28 protein-coding genes and 3 pseudogenes are annotated in these 23905 nt (G+C 56.5%); 13 read left to right on the top strand and 18 right to left on the bottom strand.

Going from position 1 to position 23905, the window contains the following annotated elements:
- Positions 1-2: 2 nt before the first annotated feature.
- The 8 genes and pseudogenes from BFP96_RS13190 to BFP96_RS13160 all read right to left on the bottom strand — a co-directional run bounded on the left by BFP96_RS13190 (position 3) and on the right by BFP96_RS13160 (position 5348).
- Positions 3-1127, bottom strand: a pseudogene (locus BFP96_RS13190) (tyrosine-type recombinase/integrase).
- Positions 1037-1381, bottom strand: coding sequence for a hypothetical protein (locus tag BFP96_RS31285; RefSeq protein ID WP_256548983.1), 345 nt, complete (start codon positions 1379-1381; stop codon positions 1037-1039). Before BFP96_RS31285 ends, BFP96_RS13190 begins: the two are co-directional and overlap by 91 nt.
- 2 nt (positions 1382-1383) lie before the next feature.
- On the bottom strand, positions 1384-1605 hold the full coding sequence (locus tag BFP96_RS13185; protein WP_065936373.1) for a hypothetical protein: 222 nt from the start codon (positions 1603-1605) through the stop codon (positions 1384-1386).
- Positions 1606-1641: 36 nt separating this feature from the next.
- Positions 1642-2112: a hypothetical protein gene (locus BFP96_RS13180; RefSeq protein WP_083216636.1), complete on the bottom strand. Its 471-nt coding sequence runs from the start codon at positions 2110-2112 to the stop codon at positions 1642-1644.
- 426 nt (positions 2113-2538) lie between these two features.
- The gene (locus BFP96_RS13175) at positions 2539-3312 is read right to left on the bottom strand and encodes a hypothetical protein (protein WP_065936372.1); all 774 of its coding nucleotides are present in this window, start codon (positions 3310-3312) and stop codon (positions 2539-2541) included.
- Positions 3312-3794: a hypothetical protein gene (locus BFP96_RS13170; protein WP_065936371.1), complete on the bottom strand. Its 483-nt coding sequence runs from the start codon at positions 3792-3794 to the stop codon at positions 3312-3314. The genes BFP96_RS13175 and BFP96_RS13170 overlap by 1 nt, the downstream gene beginning before the upstream one ends.
- A 201-nt stretch (positions 3795-3995) precedes the next feature.
- Positions 3996-4322, bottom strand: coding sequence for a hypothetical protein (locus tag BFP96_RS13165; RefSeq protein WP_065936370.1), 327 nt, complete (start codon positions 4320-4322; stop codon positions 3996-3998).
- 588 nt (positions 4323-4910) lie between these two features.
- On the bottom strand, positions 4911-5348 hold the full coding sequence (locus tag BFP96_RS13160) for a hypothetical protein (protein ID WP_065936369.1): 438 nt from the start codon (positions 5346-5348) through the stop codon (positions 4911-4913).
- Between the two features lie 47 nt (positions 5349-5395).
- Between BFP96_RS13160 and BFP96_RS13155 the strand changes: the two genes are divergently transcribed.
- A complete protein-coding gene (locus BFP96_RS13155) occupies positions 5396-6064 on the top strand; it encodes a hypothetical protein (protein ID WP_139113398.1) in 669 nt (222 codons plus the stop codon).
- 25 nt (positions 6065-6089) lie between these two features.
- On the opposite strand, the pseudogene BFP96_RS13150 reads toward BFP96_RS13155, so the two are convergent.
- Positions 6090-8003, bottom strand: a pseudogene (locus BFP96_RS13150) (DNA cytosine methyltransferase).
- A gap of 47 nt (positions 8004-8050) precedes the next feature.
- Here BFP96_RS13150 and BFP96_RS13145 point away from each other — a divergent pair.
- The gene (locus BFP96_RS13145; RefSeq protein ID WP_065936367.1) at positions 8051-8608 is read left to right on the top strand and encodes a hypothetical protein; all 558 of its coding nucleotides are present in this window, start codon (positions 8051-8053) and stop codon (positions 8606-8608) included.
- A gap of 103 nt (positions 8609-8711) precedes the next feature.
- A complete protein-coding gene (locus BFP96_RS13140) occupies positions 8712-8918 on the top strand; it encodes a hypothetical protein (protein ID WP_065936366.1) in 207 nt (68 codons plus the stop codon).
- Between the two features lie 33 nt (positions 8919-8951).
- On the opposite strand, the gene BFP96_RS31280 is transcribed toward BFP96_RS13140, so the two are convergent.
- Both BFP96_RS31280 and BFP96_RS31275 read right to left on the bottom strand, forming a co-directional pair.
- On the bottom strand, positions 8952-9350 hold the full coding sequence (locus tag BFP96_RS31280; RefSeq protein ID WP_256548982.1) for a hypothetical protein: 399 nt from the start codon (positions 9348-9350) through the stop codon (positions 8952-8954).
- A gap of 8 nt (positions 9351-9358) precedes the next feature.
- Positions 9359-9583: a hypothetical protein gene (locus BFP96_RS31275; protein ID WP_256548981.1), complete on the bottom strand. Its 225-nt coding sequence runs from the start codon at positions 9581-9583 to the stop codon at positions 9359-9361.
- Between the two features lie 127 nt (positions 9584-9710).
- On the opposite strand from BFP96_RS31275, the gene BFP96_RS13130 reads away from it, so the two are divergent.
- The 3 genes and pseudogenes from BFP96_RS13130 (at position 9711) to BFP96_RS13125 (ending at position 10931) form a co-directional block, all read left to right on the top strand.
- Positions 9711-10277, top strand: coding sequence for a hypothetical protein (locus BFP96_RS13130; RefSeq protein ID WP_065936365.1), 567 nt, complete (start codon positions 9711-9713; stop codon positions 10275-10277).
- A 194-nt stretch (positions 10278-10471) separates the two neighbouring features.
- A pseudogene (locus tag BFP96_RS29155) lies at positions 10472-10696 on the top strand (phage tail protein); the annotation flags it as partial.
- Positions 10697-10730: 34 nt separating this feature from the next.
- Positions 10731-10931: a hypothetical protein gene (locus BFP96_RS13125; RefSeq protein ID WP_065936364.1), complete on the top strand. Its 201-nt coding sequence runs from the start codon at positions 10731-10733 to the stop codon at positions 10929-10931.
- Here the strand turns inward: BFP96_RS13125 and BFP96_RS30325 are convergent.
- A complete protein-coding gene (locus BFP96_RS30325) occupies positions 10915-11139 on the bottom strand; it encodes a hypothetical protein (protein ID WP_139113397.1) in 225 nt (74 codons plus the stop codon). The two genes, BFP96_RS13125 and BFP96_RS30325, sit on opposite strands and share 17 nt — an antisense overlap.
- Before the next feature lie 80 nt (positions 11140-11219).
- Complete coding sequence (locus tag BFP96_RS29150) at positions 11220-11480, bottom strand: protein L (protein WP_073842686.1); 261 nt, start codon at positions 11478-11480, stop codon at positions 11220-11222.
- A 139-nt stretch (positions 11481-11619) separates the two neighbouring features.
- Between BFP96_RS29150 and BFP96_RS13120 the strand changes: the two genes are divergently transcribed.
- The 3 genes from BFP96_RS13120 to BFP96_RS13110 all read left to right on the top strand — a co-directional run bounded on the left by BFP96_RS13120 (position 11620) and on the right by BFP96_RS13110 (position 13077).
- Positions 11620-11976: a VOC family protein gene (locus tag BFP96_RS13120; RefSeq protein WP_065936363.1), complete on the top strand. Its 357-nt coding sequence runs from the start codon at positions 11620-11622 to the stop codon at positions 11974-11976.
- Positions 11977-12061: 85 nt separating this feature from the next.
- The gene (locus BFP96_RS13115) at positions 12062-12445 is read left to right on the top strand and encodes a Rap1a/Tai family immunity protein (RefSeq protein ID WP_065936362.1); all 384 of its coding nucleotides are present in this window, start codon (positions 12062-12064) and stop codon (positions 12443-12445) included.
- Between the two features lie 68 nt (positions 12446-12513).
- The gene (locus BFP96_RS13110; RefSeq protein ID WP_065936361.1) at positions 12514-13077 is read left to right on the top strand and encodes a hypothetical protein; all 564 of its coding nucleotides are present in this window, start codon (positions 12514-12516) and stop codon (positions 13075-13077) included.
- A gap of 227 nt (positions 13078-13304) precedes the next feature.
- On the opposite strand, the gene BFP96_RS13105 is transcribed toward BFP96_RS13110, so the two are convergent.
- The 3 genes from BFP96_RS13105 to BFP96_RS13090 form a co-directional block, all read right to left on the bottom strand.
- Positions 13305-13523, bottom strand: a complete 219-nt coding sequence (locus BFP96_RS13105) for a hypothetical protein (RefSeq protein ID WP_065936360.1) — start codon at positions 13521-13523, stop codon at positions 13305-13307.
- A gap of 400 nt (positions 13524-13923) precedes the next feature.
- Entirely contained in the window at positions 13924-15162 is a 1239-nt protein-coding gene (locus BFP96_RS13095; protein ID WP_065893329.1) for an MFS transporter, read from the bottom strand.
- 222 nt (positions 15163-15384) lie between these two features.
- Positions 15385-15771, bottom strand: a complete 387-nt coding sequence (locus tag BFP96_RS13090; protein ID WP_065936358.1) for a TIGR03067 domain-containing protein — start codon at positions 15769-15771, stop codon at positions 15385-15387.
- 382 nt (positions 15772-16153) lie between these two features.
- On the opposite strand from BFP96_RS13090, the gene BFP96_RS13085 reads away from it, so the two are divergent.
- Both BFP96_RS13085 and lpxO read left to right on the top strand, forming a co-directional pair.
- Positions 16154-17446 (top strand): Wzz/FepE/Etk N-terminal domain-containing protein, encoded by a 1293-nt coding sequence (locus BFP96_RS13085; RefSeq protein WP_130138874.1) that lies wholly within the window; start codon positions 16154-16156, stop codon positions 17444-17446.
- A 266-nt stretch (positions 17447-17712) separates the two neighbouring features.
- Positions 17713-18612, top strand: a complete 900-nt coding sequence (gene lpxO, locus BFP96_RS13080; protein ID WP_065896914.1) for a lipid A hydroxylase LpxO — start codon at positions 17713-17715, stop codon at positions 18610-18612.
- Between the two features lie 16 nt (positions 18613-18628).
- Here lpxO and ligD read toward each other — a convergent pair whose 3' ends face one another.
- Positions 18629-21154 (bottom strand): DNA ligase D, encoded by a 2526-nt coding sequence (gene ligD, locus BFP96_RS13075; RefSeq protein ID WP_065936357.1) that lies wholly within the window; start codon positions 21152-21154, stop codon positions 18629-18631.
- A gap of 24 nt (positions 21155-21178) precedes the next feature.
- Complete coding sequence (locus tag BFP96_RS13070; protein ID WP_065893324.1) at positions 21179-22018, bottom strand: non-homologous end joining protein Ku; 840 nt, start codon at positions 22016-22018, stop codon at positions 21179-21181.
- 204 nt (positions 22019-22222) lie between these two features.
- On the opposite strand from BFP96_RS13070, the gene BFP96_RS13065 reads away from it, so the two are divergent.
- Both BFP96_RS13065 and BFP96_RS13060 read left to right on the top strand, forming a co-directional pair.
- Positions 22223-22537, top strand: a complete 315-nt coding sequence (locus tag BFP96_RS13065) for a hypothetical protein (RefSeq protein WP_065936356.1) — start codon at positions 22223-22225, stop codon at positions 22535-22537.
- 11 nt (positions 22538-22548) lie between these two features.
- A complete protein-coding gene (locus tag BFP96_RS13060) occupies positions 22549-23706 on the top strand; it encodes a PQQ-dependent sugar dehydrogenase (protein WP_065936355.1) in 1158 nt (385 codons plus the stop codon).
- Positions 23707-23905 lie beyond the last annotated feature (199 nt).

Here is a 23905-nt window from a genome sequence, read left to right as displayed (position 1 = left end):
GCTTAGGGTGCGCTTATTTGAGCTGGGACCAATTTGGGACCAATCTGGAGCTTTTCCATTTCGCTCCAGTCCGAGCTTGAGTTGATCCAACGCGCATAAGTCGAGAGCAGCATCTGCACACTATGGCCGAGCTGCTGGGAAATGAAGGCGGGGTTCATGCCAGACATAATGCATATTGTCGCATAGGTGTGACGACAGTTGTATGGCGGACGACGACGGATATTCAGCGCTTTTAGCGTCGGAACCCACTGTTTGTGTAGGTCAGATGTCTGTTTCACGTACTCCGCGTTCTTCGAGGGCGGAAAAATGAAAGGCGTTTCCAGCACCTTGCCTTTCCCTTTTTTCCGACGTTCTGCGTACTCCCTGGCAAATTGCAGAGCGTGCATGGCACGGTCATTCAACAAAACGAAGCGATCTCCGTCAGTTTTCGTACGTTCCACCACTTCCCCCAAGGCGATCCCGCGACATACGTAGGCCGTCCTCTTCTCTTCGTCTACCGCATCCCAGCGCATAGCCAGGGCTTCGGACAGACGCATTGCTGTAAAAAACACAAACTCAAAAAACGCCGCATAGATCGTGCTGGGCCAGTGATCGTGCTGATACATCTTCGCGATGATCTGGTTTGCTTCTTCAAGCGTGAAGGAATCAATTTCCTTTTTGCTGCGCTTGGGCAGCTCAAGGATCGCGGCTGGGTTCTTCGGGATCAGTTCTTCAGATACGGCTGAATTCAGGATGGTGGACAGCTTCGAGATGGCATTGCGCTTAAGGCCCGGTGACTTCCACTCGCTGGCGGCCATTACCCGGCGGAGCAGGGTGGTAGTGATTAGGTCGATCCGCACCAGGGCCAGCCCCGGCATCCAGTACCTGTTCAGTGCTCCCTTGTAGTTCGCCTTCGTGCCGACCACTACCTCACGGCTGTCCAGCCAGAGCTGCGCCTATTCGCCGAAGTTGATCTTCCCGCCTGCGAGGTTGCTGGAACTCGGGAAAAGCTCGACGTATTTGTCGTCTTCGAGCAGCCCCAGCTTTATCAAGCCTCTTACTTGATCAACAACCTGTGCGGCAGACTTGATTCCTTTCTGTGTCGGGGGATAGGGGAGCGTTTCACTCCGCCGGCTGCCGTTCCACATAAAGCGGATGTGGATCGATCCGTGGTGGAGGTCCATTCCTGCGGGCAAACCCATTGGCTTTCGAGCCATTCGTAATATCTCCTGATGCTGTAGATGATCCTGCCGCAATGAGTGTTCCAGACACCTTCAGGTATCTGCTTTCTGGCACGCTTGGAGCGCAGGGCGGCGAGGGTGGTGCCCAGGATCTCGGCCATTTGTGCCTCGGAAACCTTGTCGCCAGTGATCCCGTCGTTTAGCTGTTCTGCTGCTGCCATATCTACCTCCCGCCGCCCGCCGTGGGCTGCGCTGTTTTGATGATGTGAACTGCCAGGCCGAAGGTGATCAGTAGCCAGGCGCATGTGCTGGCGAATGCGTAGATCAGTGCCTCGGTGGTGCCGGTGTCGAGCAGGTAAGGCCCGGCCCAGAAGAACCAGACGAGTGTTCCTACCAGGTACAGTAGAGCGCCCTGCAGTACCAGGGTGAGTTTCATAGCGAACATGGGGTGTCCTTGCCGCGCTGGGCGGCAGAAGGTGGGTTAGGTTTTTGCTGCTTTCGCGTGCCCGACGCATACCCTGGTGGGCTCGCCGTGTTCGTCGAGGTGCGCGTGACACATGGAACCTTTCGGGTCGTGGGCCATGAACTCGGCGTCACAGGTGGTGATGGGCGACTGGTTTGCGATAGAACCGAGGCGGTAGGCGCAACCGTGGCAGGCGCCGGCGGGGTCGCATTTGTTTGCGATCATCACGCCCTGACACGCGCCGATGATCGTGGGCAGGTTTACCCCGGTAAATTTGTCGGGATGCACTCCGCACTCGATGATCAGCACCTGATCGCTCATCTCCGCGCAGTTGCCGGCAACCGAGTTGGCCATCCCGATAAGTTGAGCCATGAACTCCACCAAGCGCTGAGAACCGTTCATCTGGAGATACTTCGTCAGCGCCTGGCGGCGCATTGGGAGATCGAGCTGGGCAATGCCCGCCAGGTCCTGGGCATCGCTTCGGCTCATGCTGTATTCACAATTTGCAGGCATAGAAATACCTCGCCCGCCATACATCGGCGTGCATCTAGATAAAGGGGAAGGGGTTACAGATTTGCGGGCTGGGTAATTGCGACAGACTTTGCGGCTGACTCGGTGCGAAATATTAGGTTGGGCATCTTTACCCTGTCCGGCTGGTGTATTCCGAGTACGCTAAACTCGCTCCGTTGACCTCGCGAAGTCTTGGACGCTGAACTCAAGGCCGGTTAATCCACTGCCATAGGGCGGCTCGGTCTGGCAGTGATCGGCCGGTACTAAAATTCACAACGATACTCAGGAGTCGTAGGGCTCACCAGCCGCTGCCGCGCTTTCAGACGTCAGCGGATTTGAAACTAATCTAAAAATTGACGGATGACATGGCCCTAAAATCCCGCTGTGACCACTCGTACTACTGGCTTACAGCCGCTCTATGGGTAGCTCTCCCAGTACCAACTTACTCGGCTGCAAGTAGGGAAACCTGTCGGAGCACATCATAGTGGCCAGGACAACTAGTGAAGCGTCGTCATGCGTTGCATTATCGTCTTCATACGGCGTTACGATCAGTGAGAGTTTGTCTTGAACGCCTTCAGCGGTATTAATCGAGACGATTCGACACCTCCTATCAGCCGGGAAGTCAACGAGCGCGAGGTGATTGCCGGTGATTCCATAATGAAGGATATCGCATAGCTCGCCCCAATATGCTTTATGCCTAAGGTGTATGCATGTCGAGTACTTCAAATTGCAAATAGAGCAGATTTGTTGTTTGGCAGTGAATCCAGCGCTGACAAAGTTCTGCTTTGGAAAGATGAGCTGTTCTATGGTTGTTAATCGCAGGCTAATTTCTCTTCCGTGCTGAAAACCCTCGTGGGCTCGACAAGCGTCCATTAAGGCCATCTGAGCGGCTACATACTGATCCCATGCTTCATTTGGTTTGTCGAACTTGAGCAATATCCACATTCTTATTTCGCTCAGCACCGCACCAGCGGCACACTGGTAGCCTAGGAAAAGATTGGCTACATTCTCCTCTGCATGCTCGATCGCCTTCTTCTTATTTAGCAGAGCATAATAAATCAGATTTTCTAATATTCCGCACTGCTCAAGCTGGAGCTTTGTGTCCCTTGCGGGCGAGCTGAATTCTTCTGCAGTTTTTATTATAAAATTGTACTGCTGAATTATTTCGTCCAAGTTCATTATTCCATTCTTTCTAAGATGCTGGAGAGCTCGGCCATTCCCTCTATTGGCCCGCTGTACGATAATTTTCTAAACTCACCCGTTTTGGTTTCCCTAATTATGTTAAGTTTTACAGTTTGAGTCTTGCTATCTTTGAATGCGTCATAAAGATAGTTCGTGATGAGTCCGAGTATCACAGACGTCACGTTCGGGTTCTGAAGGAGTGCAGCTATTGGAATGAGGATAGTTGGGCCAAACCAATCGTCGCTGTAGTTCTGCTGGTAGACGATACTTTCTTCAGAATCAAATAATTCTTGATAGGGGATCTGGTTTTGATTGAGCAGAGTCCTCAACGTGTCGGCCTCAGCAGCCTGAACTAACTCGGCGACCTCAGTTGCCGAGAAAATATTATCCGGAACCACAGAAATTTCACAGATCGGTGCCGCACCGAGACGCGTGAGTTTCGCCATAAAATCGGGTAACGCGTGGTTTTCAATTGCCATCGTCTTATGTCCATTCATGAATGTGGTTAGTGCTCGCCAGCACAAGGGGCACGCAACTCCCTTAAGCGTAACCCTTGTGTAACGTTTTCTACTAACCTCTGAGTCCAAAGGGTGCCGCTTGCCTTGTATAGCCGCTGTCAAGGCGCCGCGCCAGCAAATATAGGTTCAGTTTCTAGCAATCGGTGCTGTTTCCGCTGCGGCTCATGTCGTCATCATTGGTCTGACCCAGACGCAGACAGGACCGTCTTCAGTATCGTGAATCGAGAAGATGAACCAGCCGTCACCGGCAGGCTTCGTAGGTGTCCAAGGTGTGCAATCGATTTTCCCTTCGCCAATCCACGCCGCTACCAAGTGTTCTGGGCCATCGTTTTCCATTTCAACGAGGCCGAGCTCAAGACCGTGCTCGGCGAACCAGTTGTAGGGGAGCTGACTTTCTTCGCCGTCATCCGGCCAAGCTGGGTGTGTCCATTGGCCGTACTGGTCGCGCTCGACCGGCAATTGAGCGATTATCTGCTTTTCTTCACGCATGACTTCGTCCTTGCCGCTATAGCGGCTAACTTTGAAGGGGGAGGGTTTCAAACTATCTATGCCGGTCAAAGCCGATAGTTGCCAAGGTTTGACTACAAGCGATCAGGGACCGAACAAATGGAAAGCAAATTTTCTAGGCGTATCTTGCTGCTGGGCTCACTTTTGATCCTCAGTGGGCAAGTTCAAGCTCGCGGCGGAAGAGGTGGGCGGAGCTCTCGCGGAGGTGGACGCGGCGGCAGAGGAGGAAGGGGCACCGGCTTTCTTTGGTTCTTAGGCATCGGTGGCGTAATTTTCGGCCTCGTTAAATTGGATTCGTGGAAGACCGCTCGGCGAACAGCCCATAACAAAGCCTTGGAGGAAGCAAGGCTTGCAGAAGTCGAACGATTGAAACCACCCAAGGCTGAGTGGGATGCGCTCGGCCTATGCTTACTCTGTGGCAGCCCCATGGCAGTTCGAATTGCTAAAGTAGGCAGGCGCCGTGGCACCAAGTTCATGGGCTGCACGTATTATCCTCGTTGCTTAGGAACCCGGAAAATAGTGGCCCGCATTGCCGGAAACTGAAGTGACGACACCGGAGGTCGCTGTGCCTCATGCTGCCTTCTTTTGCTGGTCTGGCTTGCGAATCAAGCCCAGGCGCACGCCTTCATTGCGAACAATCAAAGTGTCGTCGCCATTGCCCCACGGATTCTCGAAACCGTTATCCATCACGGGCTGGAAATACCCGTATCGCATCGTCTTGCCAGTGAGTACGAACGCACCGATAGACCCAGCCAGGCTCTTCAGTGTGCCGCCGTGCGAGAAGCCATCCCACGGGCCTTCCCTCGTAACGTTGATGCGGGCCACGGTGTAGTCATCGAACAGCCAGACGATGTTGCGGCGGCCATTGAGAGCGAGGTATGCATCGTGCCCGGCGCCCTTGTTACGAAAGAAGCACCGGCCGCAGCTGGCGATCACCCTAAGGAATTCGTTCGCAGCGATGATCCGAAGCAGGCGCTGCTGGCCGATGGTTTTGTTTTCTGTAGGCATAGGGATACCTCGAAGCCTGTTCGTTGTAAGCTCAGGCGCTATTAAATTTGAAAGGGTTGGTTATGGGGCGGGCGCTGGCAGCAATAGGGATTATTCTGACGTTGGGTTACGTTTTTTTCGCTTGGTGGTTGGTCGGAGATAGAATTCAGACTCTTCGATGCATGGATTTAAACGAAGTTGGGGACTTTCTCGCCGGGGCCTTTGGCCCCATTGCCATACTATGGCTAGTGTTGGGTTTTTTTCAGCAAGGTATAGAGCTTCGACAAGGCACCGATGCGCTTAGGCTGCAGGCCAAAGAGCTTAGTAACTCTGTGGAGCAGCAGACTGAGCTTGTCGCAGCCCAGAAGGCTAGTTTGATTAACTACGAACGTTCACTTGAGCCTTTGCTACAAGTGAACGTCACAGATGCCGGCATGGATGACGGTGGGTTTTACGTTAGTCTGAACATTGGTAACACTGGCGGGTACTGTGACTGTGTTGAGATAGAGCTGTCTGCTGATAACGGTGAAAAGAGAGTCCGTGATACCGACCCTTTATTCAGCGGGTCTTCTTGCCTTGTCCGCTTCGGAGAACTTCATGAGTGGGAGGGGTTTGACGTTGTTGTTAAATATAAAACAAGAAGTGGCAGAGCCAATTCCCAAGCTTTTACTGCTCAGCACTATCAGGATAGGGCAGGTGATAGTTACATCGTCCGGAAGCAATCTCTTATTACATGAGGTCCCTGCCTGATATGCGTATTGCTCAAGCTGCTAGCCGTTGATAAAGCTCGATGATATCAGCGGCGTTCGCCCTGACTAGAGCTTCGGCTTCATCCGGACAAACGCTATTGCCGATGAGCCTGACCTGATTCGTCTTGTTGATGGGCAGCCACTGCTCGGCACCGGTGACTGAATCAACGAACAGGCCGCGGTCAATGATGTAGTTCTTTTCGAACCCTTGTGCAGCCTTCAGTTCTGGCGGCTGCAGCATGCGCAAAGTGATGCCCACCAGCACGTAGCCGCCGATCATGATCATCTCGGCGGGCTCCTTGAAATGCTCCGGCAGATGCTCATGCATGAATTCGGCGCACCGGCGGGCACCTTCCATTTGTTCGGGCCTCAGCGTATCCGGCACCTGCACTACTTTGACGAGGGCAACGCGGTCTTTAGTCGGCAGCGTGTGCATCGGCTCTTTCAGCGAAACGCCGCCCTTGTGGCACCCGTAGTACTTCACCAGGTACGCAGTGGCCAGACGCTGGTTGGGCCCTGACTGGCAGATCGTCGACGTGGGCTGGTATGCCGATCGGCCGTCGCCTTTGTAGAAACCCCCGTTCGCCTGCTCGAAGAACGTTGCCGACACCGCATGATGGCCTGTGCTGGTAGCGACCACTGCCAGCGGACCGTCAACGTCAGCCCCTACCGATCCCTTGCGGAGCGTCACCATCGACGCAGCGACCAGCGCCTGCTCGCCGCGATTGGCGCCTGTGACCGTGCGGGCCGACTCGTCCGGCGAATATCCGCTGCGCTCCCCGTGGTGCGTGAGGTGGGTCAGGTGACACGCTGCCATCGCGAAATGACCACCTTTCACCTGGGCAACCTGAGTGCGCAGCGCTTCCTGCACATCGAAGTTGCGCTGCGATGACCCATTAGCGCATTCGGTGAGGAACGGCGCCGCCACGGGCTGCACCAGGCCGTGATGGGTGCCGCCTGCGCTGATCGTCGAAACCGATTCATCCACGCAGTGTGTGCTGGTGTGAGCTTCGGACGTGCCGCGCATCGGCACAATGAATGGCTTTTCCCTGGTGATGACGTGGCGCCACATGCCCTTGGCCACCCGGCGGCGGGTGTTCAGTGCCATTGGCTTGTCTCGGAAGATCGTCTTGCCCAGGTAGCTCCAGTCAATGCACTCGGCGGCCGTGCGCCACAGCTGCTGTTTCGCAGTTGGCTTCTTGTGTCGTACCGGCTCCGGCCAAACAATCGGCAGCCCGTCGCTGCGCGCCACGAGATACAGGCGTTTGCGGATGGTTGGGGCGCCAGCGTTTGCCGCGATCCGCTCACGCCATTCGACGTTTTATCCCAGGCCCCGGATCAGATTTTCCACCGGCACGAAATCACCGATTGATTGCAGAACCTCCGGCATGTCCGGGTGATCCGCCGGCAGGCCTGTGCTGAGCGCAGCAATGAATGAATTGAAGGTGCGCCCGCGCTCGGCCTTGATCGGTTGCCCGTTTTGATCAATTGGGCCCCAGTCGCAAAACTCTTCGACGTTCTCCAGGAACATCAGGCGAGGCCGGGTAGCGTGTGCCCAGCGAACAACAACCCACGCCAGTCCGCGCACACCACGGTCGCGCGGCGCACCGCCTTTGGCCTTGCTGTGATGGCGGCAGTCCGGCGAAGCCCAGAGGATGCCGACGGGCTGCCCGCCGGTGGCCATGACCGGATCAACCTCAAACACGTCGGCAACGTAGTGCGCGGTCTTGGGGTGATTGGCGCGGTGCACGGCCAGGGCAATCGGGTTGTGGTTCACTGCCACGTCTGGCTCCCTGTACGCCCGGGCAATACCGGTGCTTGCACCGCCGCCGCCGGCGAACAGGTCCACCACCAGCTCTTTTTGAAAAGGCAGGCCCATGCTCGGCTGGCCATGGATGAATTGGGGCTTCTTCTGTTGTGCGGACATAGGGGATCCTCGCCGGTATAGTTCCGGGATCTACAAGGGAGTGGGATATGGATTTTCTTACCGTATGGGACAGTTTTTTGCGCTGGGTTGAAGCTCATCCCGGGCTGGCATCATGGGTTCAAGCATTTGGTTCGATAGTTGCAATTGCTGTAGCAATTCGACTTGCAGGGAGCGAGAGGCGCTATAGGTCCGTACTTGAAAAGAAAGCCCGTATTGAAGCTATAGAGCGCTCAATACAGGCAAGCCAATTTGCGTTAAAGGTAACTACAAACACGCTTGAGTTTTTTACGTGCAACTCAATTCCTCGAAGCATGATTCCTCGGTATTTGCGGGTCATTGATCAGGCATCAAGCTATGTCGATGAGTCCCGCGCGAGCCAATCAGTGGATAGTCAGATTTCGGCAGCGATTATGGAAGTGAAGAACGCGCTGGTCGACATTCGAAGCCTCACATCTGCTTGGGCAGATAATGAAGAGGATGACTATTCCCATGAACTTGAGTTTTTCAACGCAAATATCAGCAGAATTACGAGCGCAATTATCAATCTTTTGGAGATGAAGTCTGACGCTCTGAAAAGACTTAAGTGGTGGTGGCCATCCGACTAAAGAATTAGGCGAGTAAATCGGTGCTACTGCTCGCTGGCTGGCGCTGTTCAGTGATATGGGGTATTACGGGTGACCGGCATGGAGCCGGATCAAGGAGATCAAAATGACGAAGCGCGCTCAGCCATTGTTCACCGTGAAGCAATACGCAAGCCACGTCCCATTCATTTGCATTGAATATGCAACTGCTGACGACGGTATGCCGACAGAATTGTTCGGTTTTGACGTTAACCCTGGAACGTCGTTTGCTCGGGCCTTGGAGATCGCTCAATACATGAACGATAATCTCGGCGATTTCACAGTTACAGAGTGACCGTAGGCATCCAGCGTAATGTGAAAGGCTGGATCACGGCGTGTTGCTCGCCCCGCAGTTCTGGCAGTCTTCTCGATAGCGCTGCGCGTCACTGATGAACCGGCCGCAGCCCTGGCAGTTGAACATCATCATGCGTGGCGGCTTCGGCTTGACCAGCTTCATACCGGTGCCGCGCAGGGCTTCCTTAATGTTCACGTCGTCGCGCTCCACCAGGCGGCGGGAATGGGCGTCGATGTAGGCGCAAGGCCACACAACGGCGCCGGACTGGCCAACCTTGCCGATCCAGGTGATAGTTTGATATCTCGGGACGCGCACGGCTTTGCTCAAGTCGCTCGTGAACACGCCGTCCTCACAGAGCCAAATCAAATTGTTGCCGTTCCAAGCTTTCGGCTTCTGGATATAGAACTCGGTAGCATCTGGGTTCTGGTCCAAGGCCTCGCTCAAGGTGACAAGCTGGCAATCCACGCGACGCGCGCCCGGGCATCGACGTACGGCTTGGGCCACGGAATGTCAGTGTCGCGGTGATCACAAGCGCCGTCCCGGGTGAACACCTGTGCCTTGGCCAGATCGGTGATATATCCGGAGCCGCCAAAGCCCCAGAACGACAACCCGTCGCCGACGTAGGCGTGGCTACGGCTGTCTTGCAGGTAGAACTGATCGTCCATGGATTATCTCCGGTCAGGTGCCGCCCTCCGTGATCGGTGGTGGCAATTTGGTTTGGGTTGGGGTATTAAGTTCCGCCTAGAAGTCGACACGGATATCTAGTCGATAGGGTTTTTAAGGATTTTTAATATGAAGGAAGAGTTAATCGTACCGTTTGTGGGTGCAATACTGACTGCGCTCATTGCTGGCATCGTATCTCTGGTAATGGCCATTTTGTCGAAGGATCAAAAAACATCAGAATTTCGCCAGGCGTGGATAGATGCTCTTCGAGATGATATATCGAGATTTGTTGGAACAGCTCATTCTTTAGTTGGTGCGGCAGATATAGTAAATAAAAAGTCTAATGACGAAATTAAAGATTATGTACTTTCGATATCTCGTGATTTTGCGGAGACAAGTTACCTTTTGTCAAGAATTAGACTTCGTTTGAATGTGGATGAGCATACAGACATATTAGAGGCGATCGCTTGGCTTCAGGACGAAACTACCGGAGGCACGAAGGAAGAAATGCTGCAGAAGATCGAAACCTTAGTCGTAAGAATACAGGAAGAGCTTAAGAAAGAGTGGGAAAGAGTAAAGGCAGGTGAGAAGTCGTTTAGGGTCCTGAAAATTACTTCCGCTGTCGTTGTTATATCTCTTGCGACTGCAATGGCAGGTTATGTGCTGAGCCCATTATTGGGCAAGGGCTTGTGGTGATGTTTTAAATCTTAGTTGGAGGGCAACTACTTGACAGCGGTGAAGCTCATTTGTCGAAATTATGACCTTGATTGTTCGATAGTATGATTTTCCAACCACTCGCGCTATCGTCCATAGCATCCATCTGAAGCGATTCGGCGAATCCTCCTTGCCGTAATTTGCGCGCCACGTTTTCAGATACAATCAAATCGTGGCGCGGCGATCTGATCGTTATGCATGTGGGCCGGACAGTTCACCCGAACCACGCTGGGATTTACCTCGGCAAAGATCCGGCATTGCCTGGTGAAGATTCGGGCGCTTTCGGCCCCGGCCCATTCCTGCTGCACCACCTTTACGGAAGGCCGTCGGAGATCATCGTCTACGGTGGGCCTTGGCACGACCGGACACGTCTTATCCTCAGGCACAAAGATGCAAAATGACCAACATGACGCGGCGTAGCCGCAGGAGCATTTTATGAATCACTCTTTTGAAGTGAGCGAACGTGAGAACCGCATCAATGGTGCAATCATTATTGATGCTGGCCGCTTCGCTGGCATCGGCATTGGTCTGTCAGATGAGCTTGCTGTGGATGCTCAAGAGAAAGCCGACCTGCTCGAGCGACGGCTTTCAAGGCTTGAAGGGGCCTTAGGATTTGAAGCTATTTGTGATCGTTGAAAAATTCAGCAATCGCCTTGTGGTCAGGTCCTACGTTGTGAGCTGTAGGATAGGCGTCCGCTACTTTTAAGGCATAGGCTTGTGCCGCCTCAACACCTGCCGTTCCCTGCGCCGCTTTAAGTTGACTTGCGAGGCCAGAAACTATGCAGTTCAGGGTGATTAATGACGATCCTGTGTAATTGATTGCGTCTTCTACCGAGTTGCTCACATTGACCTCCAGGTCATAAACGCGCCGATATTGGCGCTATCCCAGTCCCTGGGCTTGCAGGCGTAAGACTGGGAAATCCTTTAGGCTTGCGTTTGCGTCTGCACGATCAAGCGCCACTCTACAGCTTTTCCGAAAGTCCCAGGATGCTGATGCTTATTCTGGGGCGGGAATGGGTCGCCTTTGTTTGAGGTGATTTCATCACCGCAGCCCTCACATCGGTAAATTCCTGAAGCGAGAACTTTCTCGCCAGGTCCGAACGATGAATTCCAAGGCGCTCCGCCAAGTAATGTGGGTGTGGTTTTTTCAAGGTGTTGCAATGATTCTTCAGTAAACAGTGCCATTGTGATTCCTTTCTTTGGGCCTTAGGGGAGGCACAAAGCTACTACGCCGACGAACAACCCAGTTACTGGCATTCCATCCACGCTGGATGCCTGGCCAGGATCCGGTCATGATGACGCTTCCACAACAAGGAGGTGAGTCATGGGTGTTCGAGGAAAAGATCATCAGATCGATAATGTCGAGTTCAACGTTAGCGATATTTCGCGCAGTAAAGATTTCTATGGCTCAGCATTTGGTTGGACATTCGTAGACTACGGGCCCAGCTACACCGAATTCAGCGATGGTAGGCTCGCCGGAGGATTCACAACTGGTGAGCCCGTTCGACCTGGTGGCCCGCTGGTTATTCTTTACGGGGATGATCTCGAGGAAACTCAGCGTCGACTCGTTGCAGCGGGCGCCACGATTAGTCGGGAGATTTTCTCTTTTCCTGGCGGCAAAAGGTTTCACTTCATTGACCCTGATGGTTATGAACTGGCGGTCTGGAGTGCGGAAGCATAAACGTTTGCTGGTCCAGCCTCGCGCTGGGCTTTTTTGCTTTCTGCAGCCTGGTGCTACAGTCCCACCAAACCAATGAGGGAACGACATGCGGATTTTGATAGCGGCGGTGGCGATAATTGGATTGCTGGCAAGCAATGCAGTGTTCGCTGAAAGTAATGCCGGAACAAGATTTTTAAACGGATGCAAGGTTGCCTTACGCTTTTTTGAAACGAAGCATATGGCTGCGAACGACAATCAGGCTGATATGGGTTACTGTGTGGGTGTGGTTGCCGGGGTTCGTGAAACTCTTCAATATCTTACCGGAGGAGCTGTAAACAAGTTCCCAGGTATTTGCTTGCCTGAAAACTACGTTGATCAAATGGGCGTGCAGGCAATCGTCAAGTACTCGGAAGGCCACCCTGATTTCTCAACGAAAAGACCCACGCTAATCGCATTGCTCGCACTCAAAGCCGAGTATCTTTGTAAATAGCGTGGGCAGGCACGAGTTGCAGTAGTTGAGGTCCAGCTTTCCAATTCATCTAAAACTCAAGGATGCACATGCGTAAAATTTTGATAGCGTTGTCGATCACTATTGCCACGCTCATGCTGCCTGGCTGCTCAGCTGTGTCGACTTTCGACAAGTATGCAACCTTGCGTTTTTATGAGTGGAACCGAACAGACATCAAGTACAATCACTTCGATGGTGAGTCGGGCATGCTGAGTTCTAATCCAAATTTTCGGAATAGAATGCTGCCCGCACGGATAGCCGATAACAATCAATGGATCGACTTCACTGATGACATGGGGCAAGTTTATAAAACATTTGGAAATACCCTACATCGCGACACGTTTCCAGCTGGGCTGGAGCCCATTAAAGAGTTTGTTGCCTGGAGTCAGCTTCCGCCAATACAGCGCCAGAATATACGCGATGCATTGAATGCCAAACCTGAGTTCACATCTATTAAGGCTCGGCTTGTGCTTGAGCGCGGCACGGATGAGCCGCTGCTGGTCTTTACAGGTAGTTCGCTACCTTGGGAGACACCCCCACAGTATGCGATCGACAAAGTTAACGCGATCAGAATGCTGGTCAACGCGCAGATTTGGTACAAGATCTTGAAGTAGCAGAGTTTCGAGAAATTCGACGGCAGCTTGAGTAGCCCAGCCCCGCGCTGGGCTTTTTGCATCAGCGCCTCAGTGAAGTGGATGCCTTGCCAGGTACGCGGTACAGTCCTTTCTTACATGGAGGTTAGCGCTGCTGCTGGGAGCCTGCAGCGGTCAGTCGACGATCTTGCCGGCCTCTCACAACCCAGGCCGGGAGTAATTCCTGAATTGCAGCCATAAGGGGGGGCTTAGGATTTGCGGTTGGGCGTCATCAGAACGCCCAGGGTCAGCTTAATGAACTCTTCGTTCTCGTCGATGGTGTGTAGACCGCCGCGCACGCTGTCTGCCACTTCAGCTGAGCCGCGCTGCTCCACCCAGTTGGGCAGTTCCATGATTGAGGCCTCGAGGACGAGTTGGTTCTCGTAGAGTTTGGATAGTAGGGAAGGAAACAGGTCAGAATTCAGCATCGTTGTTCCTCCGTGGAGTGGACAGCGTAGCAGGCAAACTATGGAGTTGGGAGATCGGTCGGCAGGACGCCGGAGGAGGGGTTATGCAGTTTCGGCATGAGCTTGAATTTACCCGTTGGGACCAGTCTTGGAACCAACGGGTGCATTTGGGTGCGTTATTGTTGCTTACTCATGACGACTTGGCCCAGTAAACACTGATCACCAGTAATCACCATTATGCGTTTCATACCGCATGGTGATGTTAGCTGTGGAGATCAATTACTTTACCTATCAATGGGTTGCGAGCGTGACGGCAGGTGCCTTCAGGCATGCGTCAACAGCGACATCAAGGCGCGAAACCCGGTCGCTGAACGGAAAATTTGGGATGTGTGTTGGAATTTGGCGCGCATTGTCGCATATGTCAGGCGACAGTTGTATGGCCAGCGAAGGTTGGTTTAGCCAATGTCTCCGGCATGGCCAGCCATAGCAGTAGCAATGCGGCGGCGGCCACCCCGGCCAGGGTCAGGAAGGCGGCGTTGTAGCCGGCCATTTGCACCACGAAGCCGGCCAGGCTGCTGCTCAGTGCCGCGCCCAGGCCAAACACGGTCGACAGCGCGCCGAGGCTGACGTTGAAGCGGCCGGTGCCTTGGGTCAAGTCCTTGACGATCACCGGGAACAGCGCGCCGAAAATGCCCGCGCCGATGCCATCGAGCATCTGCACGGCAACCAGCCAATAGGGGTCGTTGGACAAGGTGTAGAGCACGCCGCGCAGCGGCAGGATCATGAATCCGGCCAGCAGCAGCGGCTTGCGCCCCCACACATCGGCCTTGATCCCCACCAGCATCGCCGTCGGCACCATCACCAATTGCGCCGCGACGATGCAGGCCGAGGTCAACGGCGTGGCCATCTGCAGGTTGATCTGCGACAGCTTCTGGCTGACCAGCGGCAGCATCGCGGCATTGGCCAGGTGAAACAGCGCGCAGCAAATGGCGAACAGCAGCAGCGGACGGTTGGCGAGCAGGACGCGCAGGCCCGAGGGCTGCTCATGGTCGGTGTGGTGAGCCGGGTCGAAGCCACGGGCCACCTCGTGGTCGATCGCCTTGGCCGGGACGCAACTGACGGCGACGACACTGGCGACGGCCATAAACGCCATCAGGTAGAACACCACCACCGGTCCGAACAGATACGCCAGGCCGCCGGCCAGCAATGCCGCGACGGCGTTGCCGGCGTGATTGAAGGTTTCGTTGCGCCCGGTACGCCGGGTAAACGCGCGCGGGCCGGTGATGCCCAGGGAAATCGCGGAAATCGCCGGAGCGAACACCGAGGCGGCGATGGCGCTGGCGGCCTGGGTCAGCGCCACCCAGCCAAATGAACTGACGAAGGGCAGCATCAGGCAACTGAGCGTGACCAGCAGCGCGGCAATCGCAATCACCGCGCGTTTGCTGCGGGTACGGTCGATCAACGCACCCGCCGGGCCCTGGGTGAGCAACGCGGCGACCCCGGCCAGGGTCATGACCACGCCGATACTGGCCGGGTCCCATTGGTGTACTGCGAGCAGGTAAATCGCCAGGTACGGCCCCAGGCCGTCGCGTACATCCGCGAGGAAGAAATTCAGGCTGTCCAGGGACAAGGCAGTGCGCAGGTCTGAGTGATGGGCCACGATGCTATCTTCCAGAGCGCCGTCCGGGGCTGGACACGCGTTGGGGTAATGACCTGCACGCCGGGTAATTAGTTCGCGGTCGCCAGGCAATTTCAGGCGCAAAAAAAAGCCCGCAAGCAGAGGCGGGCCAAGGGATTCACTGGAGTAGGTAGGCTTCACCCTATAGGTCGCAAAGTGAAGGCCTTGTGAAAATGCTGTGATCAATCCGCGAAAGCAGGCCGTTCATGCCCTGCGCACGAAGGTGCGCATGGTCTGCCCCGGGCCCGTGCTGAATACGGTGGGCCGGGGCATGCCTGCATCGGCGGCGATAAACACAAAATGATCGCCATCCAGGTGATAGCTGGCCGGTAGTGACTTGCCGGCGTCCGCGCCGATGGCGTCCACCCAGGTAATGCTTTTAGGCGTGGTGTCGGCGTCCAGCACAAAACGGCCCGCCAACAGGGTTTCCCCCTCGACGGTGACGACTTCGAATGTATCGGCACTGATGGTGGTAATCGCACCTGGCGCGCTATGTGCATCTGGCGGGTTGAGCACGCCATTGTCTTCCAGGGCGACTTGCTCCCAGGCACCTTGCAGGGCGCGATAGTCCGTGGCTGAAGAGGATGGCATGCAACTTCCTTTTGCTGAGGGGAGAGGCGGGCAATTGTATCGGCAATGTAACAACACTGCGGATAACGAGATTTTTTTCTTTATGCGACAGCCATTTGACAGCTTTTTCATGTTGGATTGACTACGCTTATAGCGTGATAAGTCCCACATAAAAATATCGTCGTGACTACACGTCGGCATAAAGCAGAAATAATCCCTAAAGCCGTGGGATTTTTCGTCAGCCTAAGTGGTCAGACTGCCATTGGTCGGCCGTGCTCAGGGCGTTGTCCCTGACTTGAAGCCGCTAAGGCTTCCGCTAAGTGATGGCCTTTTAGTATTAATTTAAGGTGTTCTTATTTTGAATCGAAGTTCCTCGCTCACGCCCGCTGTAGCGTCTGATGAAATGGATCTGTTTGAATTGTTCAATGCCATATGGCGGCAGAAGAAGCTGATCGTGGGGTGTACGGTTCTGGCGGGGATCCTGGGGGCGGGGTATGCCTTTCTGGCACCCAAGACCTTTGAAGTCAGCAGTGTGCTGCGGCCTGCGGCGATCAATGAACTGGACGCACTGAACCGCTCCGAAGTGTATAAATTGCCGCCTGCTGATGCGTTGCTCAAAGTGGGTGCGCAGTTGGACTCCTACGAGGCGCGCCTGGGCTTCTTCAAGGACCATGAGGAGTTGTTCAAGGCGTTCAAGAAGCCAGGGCAAACCCTGGAGCAGAGTTTTGAAGACTTCAATCGCAATTCAGTCAATCTGGTCCTGCCGGACCCGAAGAAGGCCGACTCGCTGAGCAACTACATTCGCCTGGAATTGCAGTATCCGACCGATGTCGACGGGGTGAAGATTCTCAACGGGTTTGTTGACTACGCCATTGCCGCAGAGCGTCAGCAGGTGGGGGCCGACCTCAAGGTCATCGTGAACAACCGCCTCAATGAGCTCAAGGGCAAGATCGACGCGGCCCGTGCCAACTACGACACCGACAAGGAATCGAAGATCGCCAAGCTGCTCGAAGCCGATCGGCTCAAGCGCGCCCAACTGGAAGATGAGCTCAGTGCCCTGCGCCTGCAGATGAAAATGGAGCGGACCAACCGCCTGGCGGAATTGGCTGAAGCCATCGGCATCGCCCAGTCCATGGGGATCAGGACACCGACCACGCCATCGTCGATGGCCGACGCCACGCGAACCGGCTCGAGCCAGGTGATGCGCACCGAGGTCAACAATCAGAAGATTCCGCTGTACTTCATGGGTACTGAGGCGCTGGAGGCCGAGCGTGCCTCGCTGCAAAAGCGCACCAGCGATGACTTCACCAACCCGCGTATTGCCGAAATTGGCAAGGAACTGCGGTTGCTGGACGCCAACCGCGAAGTTGAAGTGCTGCGCAAACGTGGCAATGAAGACATTTTCCTGCAGGACGTAGAGCCGCTGCGCGCCGAAATCGCCAGGCTGCGGGGTTTGAACATTGACATGAGCAACCTGAAACTGGTGACGATCGACCGCCGCGCCCAGGAGCCGCTGTCACCGGTCAAACCGAAAAAAGCCCTGGTCATTGCATTGAGCGTGGTGGGCGGTTTGCTGCTGGGCCTGGTGATCGCGCTGGTCCGCCACCTGGTGTTGACCCGACGCGAAGTCGTGCCGTTCTCGGCATTGGAAGACAGCAGTTTTTCCCGCCGTGAGCGTAAGGACGATCAACTGTAAGCCGTCGCACCGCCCTCTAGTGGGCGGGTCTTGCGGCCCGCCCGCTCATCCCCCCAGCACACTTCATAGACAGCTTTTCACAATTCTTAGTTAACCTTTGGTTACAAAGTATGGCTAAATAACCGCCAATGGTCACACATCGCATGGTCCTCCAGCCGGTCGTGTCACCTGTATGTGAATTGTGATTTCAGGTGCTGCTTATCCATCCTCGGCCGTTGTGGGCACGCAGGAGCAGCCTGTTCTCTCCCTGACGTGTGACGAATCCCTTGAAACTCATCATTGTTGCTCTCTACGTTGCCTCCATCGCGTATGTACACCTGCGTGGCCGGGTGCGACACAAGCTGGGCCGCCAGCTCAGCGATCATTCGACATTCCTGGCGCCGATCAACTGCTTCCTGTACCTGTTCTCCAAGCAACCCAGCCGCCCGTTTCTGTCGCCCAGCGACTTTGCGGACCTGCGCCCGTTGCAGGAGCACTGGGAAGAGATTCGCCAGGAAGGCCAGAACCTGATGCGCGCCGGGGAAATCAAGCGTTCGCAGCAGTACAACGATGTGGGTTTCAATTCGTTCTTCAAGTCCGGCTGGAAGCGCTTCTACCTCAAATGGTACGGCGACAGTCATCCCTCAGCGATGAAACTGTGCCCGCGCACCACCGAACTGGTGCAAAGCATCGGCTCGATCAAGGCCGCGATGTTCGCCGAGCTGCCGCCGGGCTCCAAGCTCGTGCGTCACCGTGACCCTTACGCGGGTTCCTACCGTTATCACCTGGGGCTGGATACGCCGAACGATCCGGGCTGCTATATCAATGTGGACGGCGAAAGCTATTACTGGCGCGACGGCGAAGCGGTGATGTTTGACGAGACCTACATTCACTATGCCGAGAACACCACGTCGCATAACCGCATCATTCTGTTCTGCGACATCGAACGGCCGATGAAATACCGCTGGGCGGCCGCATTCAACCGCTGGTTCAGCCGCAATGTGATGGCCGCTGCGGGGTCGCCCAACGACGAGGGCGACAAGACCGGCGCACTCAATCGTGCCTTTACCCGCCTGTACAAAATCAGGTTGCGTGGCAAGGAGCTCAAAAAGCGCAATCGCACGCGCTATTACCTGGAAAAATGGGCAATCTTCGCCGCGTTGGCGCTGATCTTCATCCTGATCTGATCTGAGTGCGCGCGAATCACTTCGGTGGCTTCGCGCCCAGCTTGTCCCACATCCGCTTGCTGATCTTCTGACGATTGGCATAGCCAGCCCAAGGGTCATCCTTCAAATCGCGCAACCGTTCGTGCAGATTGGCCACTGTCCATTGCTGGGCGCCGCGCAAGTCATTGAGTTCATCCCGACTGACGGGCACCGACACCGGCAGGCCCGGACGTGCCCGCACGGAGTAAGCCGCCACCGTGCTGGCGCCGCGGGCGTTGCGCAGGTAATCGATGAAGATTTTGCCCACGCGGTTCTTCGGGCCGCTGGTGGCGGTAAAGCGCTCCGGCAGTTGCCGGGTCATGAATTGGGCGATGGCTTTGGCGAATGCTTTGACGGTGTCCCAGTTATCCCGTCGCGCCAGCGGTACGATCAGGTGAAAGCCTTTGCCACCGCTGGTTTTGACGAAGGCCTGCAAACCTATTTCATCCAGTACCGACAGCGTCAACTGCGCCGCTTCCAGCATGGACTTCCAGGGCAGCGTGGGGTCCGGGTCGAGGTCAAGGACGAACAGGTCGGGGGTTTCGATCTTGTCTGTGGTCGCGCCCCAGGTGTGCAGCTCAACCGTACCCATTTGCACCGCGCCGATCAGGGCATCGGCGCTGTCTATTTCCATCAGGCGGGCATGGCCGGGGTCCAGTGCCTGGTCCAACTGCTTGATGTGCGGGATGGTCATGCGCTCGGAATGCTTCTGGAAGAACTGTTCGCCTTCGATGCCCTCCGGCGCCCTGAGCAGCGAGACGGGCCGGTTGCGCAGGAAGGGCAGGATGGATGCGCTGATATCGGCGTAGAACTGCGCCAGTGCCTGCTTTTGCGTGCCGCTCTGCGTGTCGATGACACGATCAGGGTGGGTGATTTTCATGGCTTTTACGGTTTTCACCGCCTTCTCGGGCTTTTTCGCCTTTGGCGCCGTCACCGATGTGGCCGTACGCGGCTGTTCATGAATGATCTGCTCAGCGGGCTTGTCGGTGCGCATGCCCACAAATGCAGCCTGGCGCACCAGGCCTTCCCGGGTCCATTGCGCAAATTGCACTTCACCGACCAGGCGCGGCTCAACCCAGTGCACGCCGCGCGCCTGGGCGCTGGTCAACGGTTTTTGCAGCGGCGAGTCCGTGCGCTCCAGCGGGGTGAGTTGGGCGTAGATGGCTTTAAGCGACGCCTGGTCGAAACCGGTGCCCACACGCCCGGCATACACCAGCCCGGCGTCGTCGTTGACCGCCAGCAGCAGCGCACCAAACCCGGTGCGCGAGCCTTGGGGGCGGGTATAGCCGACAATCACGAACTCCTGGCGCAACCGGCATTTGAGCTTGATCCAGTCGGCACTGCGGCTGGACACATAAGGGCTGCCGGCGCGCTTGCCGATCACGCCCTCAAGGGCCAGGTCGCAGGCGCTTTGGAAAATGTCGCGGTGGTCGGCGGCAAAGGCTTCGGAGAAACGCAGCAGCTTGCTCTTGCTGGCGGACAGGGCGGATTCAAGTGCCGCGCGACGGCTTTCGAGCGGTTCCTCGCGCTGATCGCGGCCGTCAAGAAACGGCGCATCGAACAGGTAGTAAACGATGTCGAGGCTGCGACCGATGTCGAAGGCATTCTGCAAGGCCTGGAAATCCGGCAAGCCGTCGTCGTTGAGACTGACCACTTCGCCATCCAGCCAACTGTCCTTGAGTTTGAGCGCTTGCAAGGCTTTGGCCTGGCGCGGCAGGCGCTCGGTCCAGTCGTGGCCGTTGCGGGTGAACAGGCGTACCTCACCTTTGAGGATGCGCGTCAGGATGCGGTAACCGTCGAATTTGATCTCGTAGTGCCAGTCACCTTCGGGGGCCCGATCGACCAGGGTTGCCAGTTGCGGGGAGAATGCCTCGGGCACGGCGGTTGCCGCCTTGCGCGTGCTCGCCTTGGGCGCCGCTTTGGGTTTCGCTGGCGTTTTGGTCTTGGCCTTGGGTTTACCGACCACCGCATCGCTGAGCACGCTGGCGGGTTGGGCCGCGACGATATCGTACTCAGCCGAGGGACGCGCCTGTTGGTCCTTTTCCTTGATCAGCAGCCATTGTTCCTTATCACCGCTGCCTTTGAGCCGGGTGCGCACCAAGGTCCAATCGCCCGTGAGTTTTTCGCCGACCAGGCCGAATTTCAGTTTGCCGGCGGCGTAGGCCTTGTGCGGATCGTCGTGGGGTTGCCAGATGCCGCGGTCCCACACGATGACATCGCCTGCGCCATATTGCCCGGCGGGAATGCTGCCTTCAAAGCCGCCATAACTCAGGGGATGGTCCTCGACGTGCACCGCCAGGCGTTTCTGGCTCGGGTCCAGGCTCGGGCCCTTGGGCACGGCCCAGCTCAACAGCACGCCGTCCAGTTCCAGGCGAAAGTCGTAGTGCAGGTTGCGCGCAGCATGCTTCTGGATCACAAAGCTCAGGGCCGACGCGTTGCGCTTGCCGGCCGGTGACTCGCCGGCCGGCTCGGCGGTAATCTCGAAGTCGCGTTTGCGGTTGTACTCGCCCAGGGGCTTTGCCATGTCGTTCTCCAGCCAATGGCAGGCTCAAGAGGCCTTTTTGTTGGACTTTTTCGCTGCGGGTTTTTTCGCCGCAGGTTTGCCCGCCAGGCTGCGCTTGAGCAGTTCGGTCAGGTCGATCACATCGGCGGATTTGCGCTCTTCGCTGCCTTCGGTCGATTCGACGTCTTCGATCTTGCCGGCCTTGGCCTTCTTCTCCACCAGCGCCATGATCTTTTCCTGGAAGCTGTCGCGGTACTCCTCGGGCTGCCAGTCTGCGCTCATGTCTTGCACCAGACGCTTGGCCATGTCCAACTCACCCTTGGCCAGGGTCGGCTTGATCACGTCGCTGCCCAATTCCAGTTCATCCAGGCTGCGCACTTCGGCGGGCCAGCGCAGCATCACCAGCACCAGCGCCGACTCCAGCGGCATCAGTGCAGCCAGGTGTTGCTTGGTGTGCAACACCACATTGGCCAGGGCGACTTTGCCGGTTTTTTTCAAGGTCTCGCGCAGCAGCGCATAGACCTTGCCGCCGCGCTTGTCCGGGGCCAGGAAGTAGGGCGTGTCGATGTTCTGCAGGGGAATCTGGTCGCTGGCGACAAAGGCGATGATTTCGATGGTCTGGGTCGACTTCGGGTGGGCCGAGCGGATTTCCTCTTCGCTGAGCACCACGTAGCGGCCCTTTTCATACGCCACGCCCTTGACGATATTCTCCTTGTTGATCTCTTTGCCGGTCGCCTTGTTGATGCGCTTGTAGCCCACCGGGTCCATGCTGCGTTTATCCAGCCAGTCGAAATCAACGCCTTGGGAGGATGTCGCCGACACCAGCGAGACCGGGATGTGAACCAGACCGAAGCTGATGGCGCCTTTCCAGATTGCCCGGGGCATAGATACCTCTCCTTCAAAGAATAAGCCTGTGTTCTGGTGACTCATGGGCCCAGGCAAAAGTTTCGGCGGCTGGATGCTCGGACAGATCCTGTTACACCTGATGAGAAACAATTTAATGTCGCCAGCCGAACCCCTGGGGTAGCGTGTTATCGAAAGCACGACCACTACTCGACATAGCACTACTCGACATAGAGAGGCATCGTCATGAACAGTTGTAGGCGTTATCTGGCCGTGCTGGCATTGGGGCTGGTCCTGGCCCCCATGGTCCAGGCGCAAACCCTGCCGGGCCAATACGATTCCAACAACAGCCCCATTCATCGGGCCAACCCCAACAGCATGCAGGGCACCCAGCCCAATGCGCCGGCCGTTCGCGGTATCCAGACCGCCCCGAGCAACCCTCGGCCTACGGTGCAAAACGGCGGGATCGGCAATCGCTATCCCAAGCGCGACACCGCGCCCAGTCGCCCGACCACCGAAACCCAAGCGCCCACCTATGATGCCAACGGCAATCGCCGGTAAGGACTCGTCTTATGTTTCTACGCAAAACCCTGCTAGCCGCCCTTTGCGCAACCACGCTGCTGCCATTGGCAGTGGCTCAAGCCGCCGAGGGCCGACAGTTTCCCAGTGAGCAAGGCAGCGTCACGGCGACGCCGGTCGCCAAGGGCCTGCATCATCCCTGGGCGGTGGCTTTCCTGCCGGACAGGCAAGGCTTCCTGGTGACCGAGCTTCCCGGCCAGCTGCGTTTCGTCAGCCAGGACGGCAAGCTTTCCGCGCCGTTGACGGGCGTGCCGCAGGTGTGGGCCAAGGGGCAGGGCGGTTTGCTTGACGTGGTGCTGTCGCCCGACTTCAAGCAAGACCGCCTGGTGTACCTGTCGTACGCCGAAGGGGGCGGCAAGGATGGCAAGGCCGGGACCGCCGTGGGGCGAGGGCGCCTGGCCGATGACTTGAGTGGCTTGAAGGACTTTACGGTGATTCTGCGCCAGGAGCCCAAGCTGTCGACCGGCAATCACTTTGGTTCGCGCCTGGCGTTTGACCGTGACGGCTACCTGTTCGTGACCCTGGGCGAAAACAACGACCGGCCCACTGCCCAGGACCTGGACAAGCTGCAAGGCAAGGTCGTGCGCATCTACCCGGACGGCCGCGTACCCGACGACAACCCGTTTGTCGGCCAGCCCGGGGTACGCCCCGAAATCTGGTCCTACGGCCAGCGCAACCCGCAGGGCCTGGCGCTGAACCCGTGGAGCGGGACGATCTGGGAAAACGAACACGGGCCACGTGGCGGGGATGAAATCAACATCATCGAGCGCGGCAAGAACTACGGTTGGCCGTTGGCCACGCATGGCATCAACTATTCGCTCGCGCCGATTCCCGAGGCCAAGGGCAAGACCGCCGAAGGCACCGTAGCGCCGCACCATGTGTGGGAGAAGTCACCGGGGATCAGTGGCATGGCGTTCTACGACGCCGATCGGTTCAAGGCCTGGCAGCACAACGTGTTTATCGGCGCATTGGCCAGCCAGGAGCTGATTCGGTTGCAGTTCGAGGGTGACAAGGTTGTCCATGAGGAGCGTTTGCTGGGTGATTTGAAAGCGCGCATTCGTGACGTGCGGCAAGGGCCGGATGGTTTTCTGTATGTGCTGACGGATGAAGATGATGGCGTGCTGTACCGCGTCGGGCTGGATCAGGACTAGGCAGATATAGCTGACGAATGTGGGAGGGGGCTTGCCCCCGATGGCGGCCTCTGGGCCGACCAGGATGTTGGATCAGATCGAGTACATATCCGTTTCTGCGGTAATGGCCACTTAGGGTTCCGCCCTGACGGCGGGTCACTTTGGAAAAGCCCCAAAGTAACCAAAGGGCTCTTGCCCCACCACTCGGCACCTCGCCTGG

The organism is Pseudomonas sp. 34 E 7, assembly GCF_900005715.1.
Taxonomy (GTDB): Bacteria; Pseudomonadota; Gammaproteobacteria; order Pseudomonadales; family Pseudomonadaceae; genus Aquipseudomonas; species Aquipseudomonas orientalis_A.
This window is presented reverse-complemented; position numbering and strand designations above follow the sequence as displayed.

What these genes read in the sequence shown, in the direction of transcription:
- BFP96_RS13120 (WP_065936363.1), top strand. Translation starts at nt 11,620, where the DNA reads ATGGGTGTTCGAGGAAAAGATCATCAGATCGATAATGTCGAGTTCAAC.
- BFP96_RS13090 (WP_065936358.1), bottom strand. Translation starts at nt 15,771, where the DNA reads ATGCCATCCTCTTCAGCCACGGACTATCGCGCCCTGCAAGGTGCCTGG.
- BFP96_RS13160 (WP_065936369.1), bottom strand. Translation starts at nt 5,348, where the DNA reads ATGCCTACAGAAAACAAAACCATCGGCCAGCAGCGCCTGCTTCGGATC.
- BFP96_RS13070 (WP_065893324.1), bottom strand. Translation starts at nt 22,018, where the DNA reads ATGCCCCGGGCAATCTGGAAAGGCGCCATCAGCTTCGGTCTGGTTCAC.
- BFP96_RS13165 (WP_065936370.1), bottom strand. Translation starts at nt 4,322, where the DNA reads ATGCGTGAAGAAAAGCAGATAATCGCTCAATTGCCGGTCGAGCGCGAC.
- BFP96_RS13115 (WP_065936362.1), top strand. Translation starts at nt 12,062, where the DNA reads ATGCGGATTTTGATAGCGGCGGTGGCGATAATTGGATTGCTGGCAAGC.
- BFP96_RS31275 (WP_256548981.1), bottom strand. Translation starts at nt 9,583, where the DNA reads ATGGACGATCAGTTCTACCTGCAAGACAGCCGTAGCCACGCCTACGTC.
- BFP96_RS13180 (WP_083216636.1), bottom strand. Translation starts at nt 2,112, where the DNA reads ATGAGCCGAAGCGATGCCCAGGACCTGGCGGGCATTGCCCAGCTCGAT.
- BFP96_RS13105 (WP_065936360.1), bottom strand. Translation starts at nt 13,523, where the DNA reads ATGCTGAATTCTGACCTGTTTCCTTCCCTACTATCCAAACTCTACGAG.
- BFP96_RS13175 (WP_065936372.1), bottom strand. Translation starts at nt 3,312, where the DNA reads ATGAACTTGGACGAAATAATTCAGCAGTACAATTTTATAATAAAAACT.
- BFP96_RS13185 (WP_065936373.1), bottom strand. Translation starts at nt 1,605, where the DNA reads ATGTTCGCTATGAAACTCACCCTGGTACTGCAGGGCGCTCTACTGTAC.
- BFP96_RS29150 (WP_073842686.1), bottom strand. Translation starts at nt 11,480, where the DNA reads ATGGCACTGTTTACTGAAGAATCATTGCAACACCTTGAAAAAACCACA.
- BFP96_RS13145 (WP_065936367.1), top strand. Translation starts at nt 8,051, where the DNA reads ATGGATTTTCTTACCGTATGGGACAGTTTTTTGCGCTGGGTTGAAGCT.
- BFP96_RS13130 (WP_065936365.1), top strand. Translation starts at nt 9,711, where the DNA reads ATGAAGGAAGAGTTAATCGTACCGTTTGTGGGTGCAATACTGACTGCG.
- BFP96_RS13125 (WP_065936364.1), top strand. Translation starts at nt 10,731, where the DNA reads ATGAATCACTCTTTTGAAGTGAGCGAACGTGAGAACCGCATCAATGGT.
- BFP96_RS13110 (WP_065936361.1), top strand. Translation starts at nt 12,514, where the DNA reads ATGCGTAAAATTTTGATAGCGTTGTCGATCACTATTGCCACGCTCATG.
- BFP96_RS13060 (WP_065936355.1), top strand. Translation starts at nt 22,549, where the DNA reads ATGTTTCTACGCAAAACCCTGCTAGCCGCCCTTTGCGCAACCACGCTG.
- BFP96_RS13065 (WP_065936356.1), top strand. Translation starts at nt 22,223, where the DNA reads ATGAACAGTTGTAGGCGTTATCTGGCCGTGCTGGCATTGGGGCTGGTC.
- BFP96_RS13170 (WP_065936371.1), bottom strand. Translation starts at nt 3,794, where the DNA reads ATGGCAATTGAAAACCACGCGTTACCCGATTTTATGGCGAAACTCACG.
- BFP96_RS31285 (WP_256548983.1), bottom strand. Translation starts at nt 1,381, where the DNA reads ATGGCAGCAGCAGAACAGCTAAACGACGGGATCACTGGCGACAAGGTT.
- BFP96_RS13140 (WP_065936366.1), top strand. Translation starts at nt 8,712, where the DNA reads ATGACGAAGCGCGCTCAGCCATTGTTCACCGTGAAGCAATACGCAAGC.
- ligD (WP_065936357.1), bottom strand. Translation starts at nt 21,154, where the DNA reads ATGGCAAAGCCCCTGGGCGAGTACAACCGCAAACGCGACTTCGAGATT.
- BFP96_RS13085 (WP_130138874.1), top strand. Translation starts at nt 16,154, where the DNA reads ATGGATCTGTTTGAATTGTTCAATGCCATATGGCGGCAGAAGAAGCTG.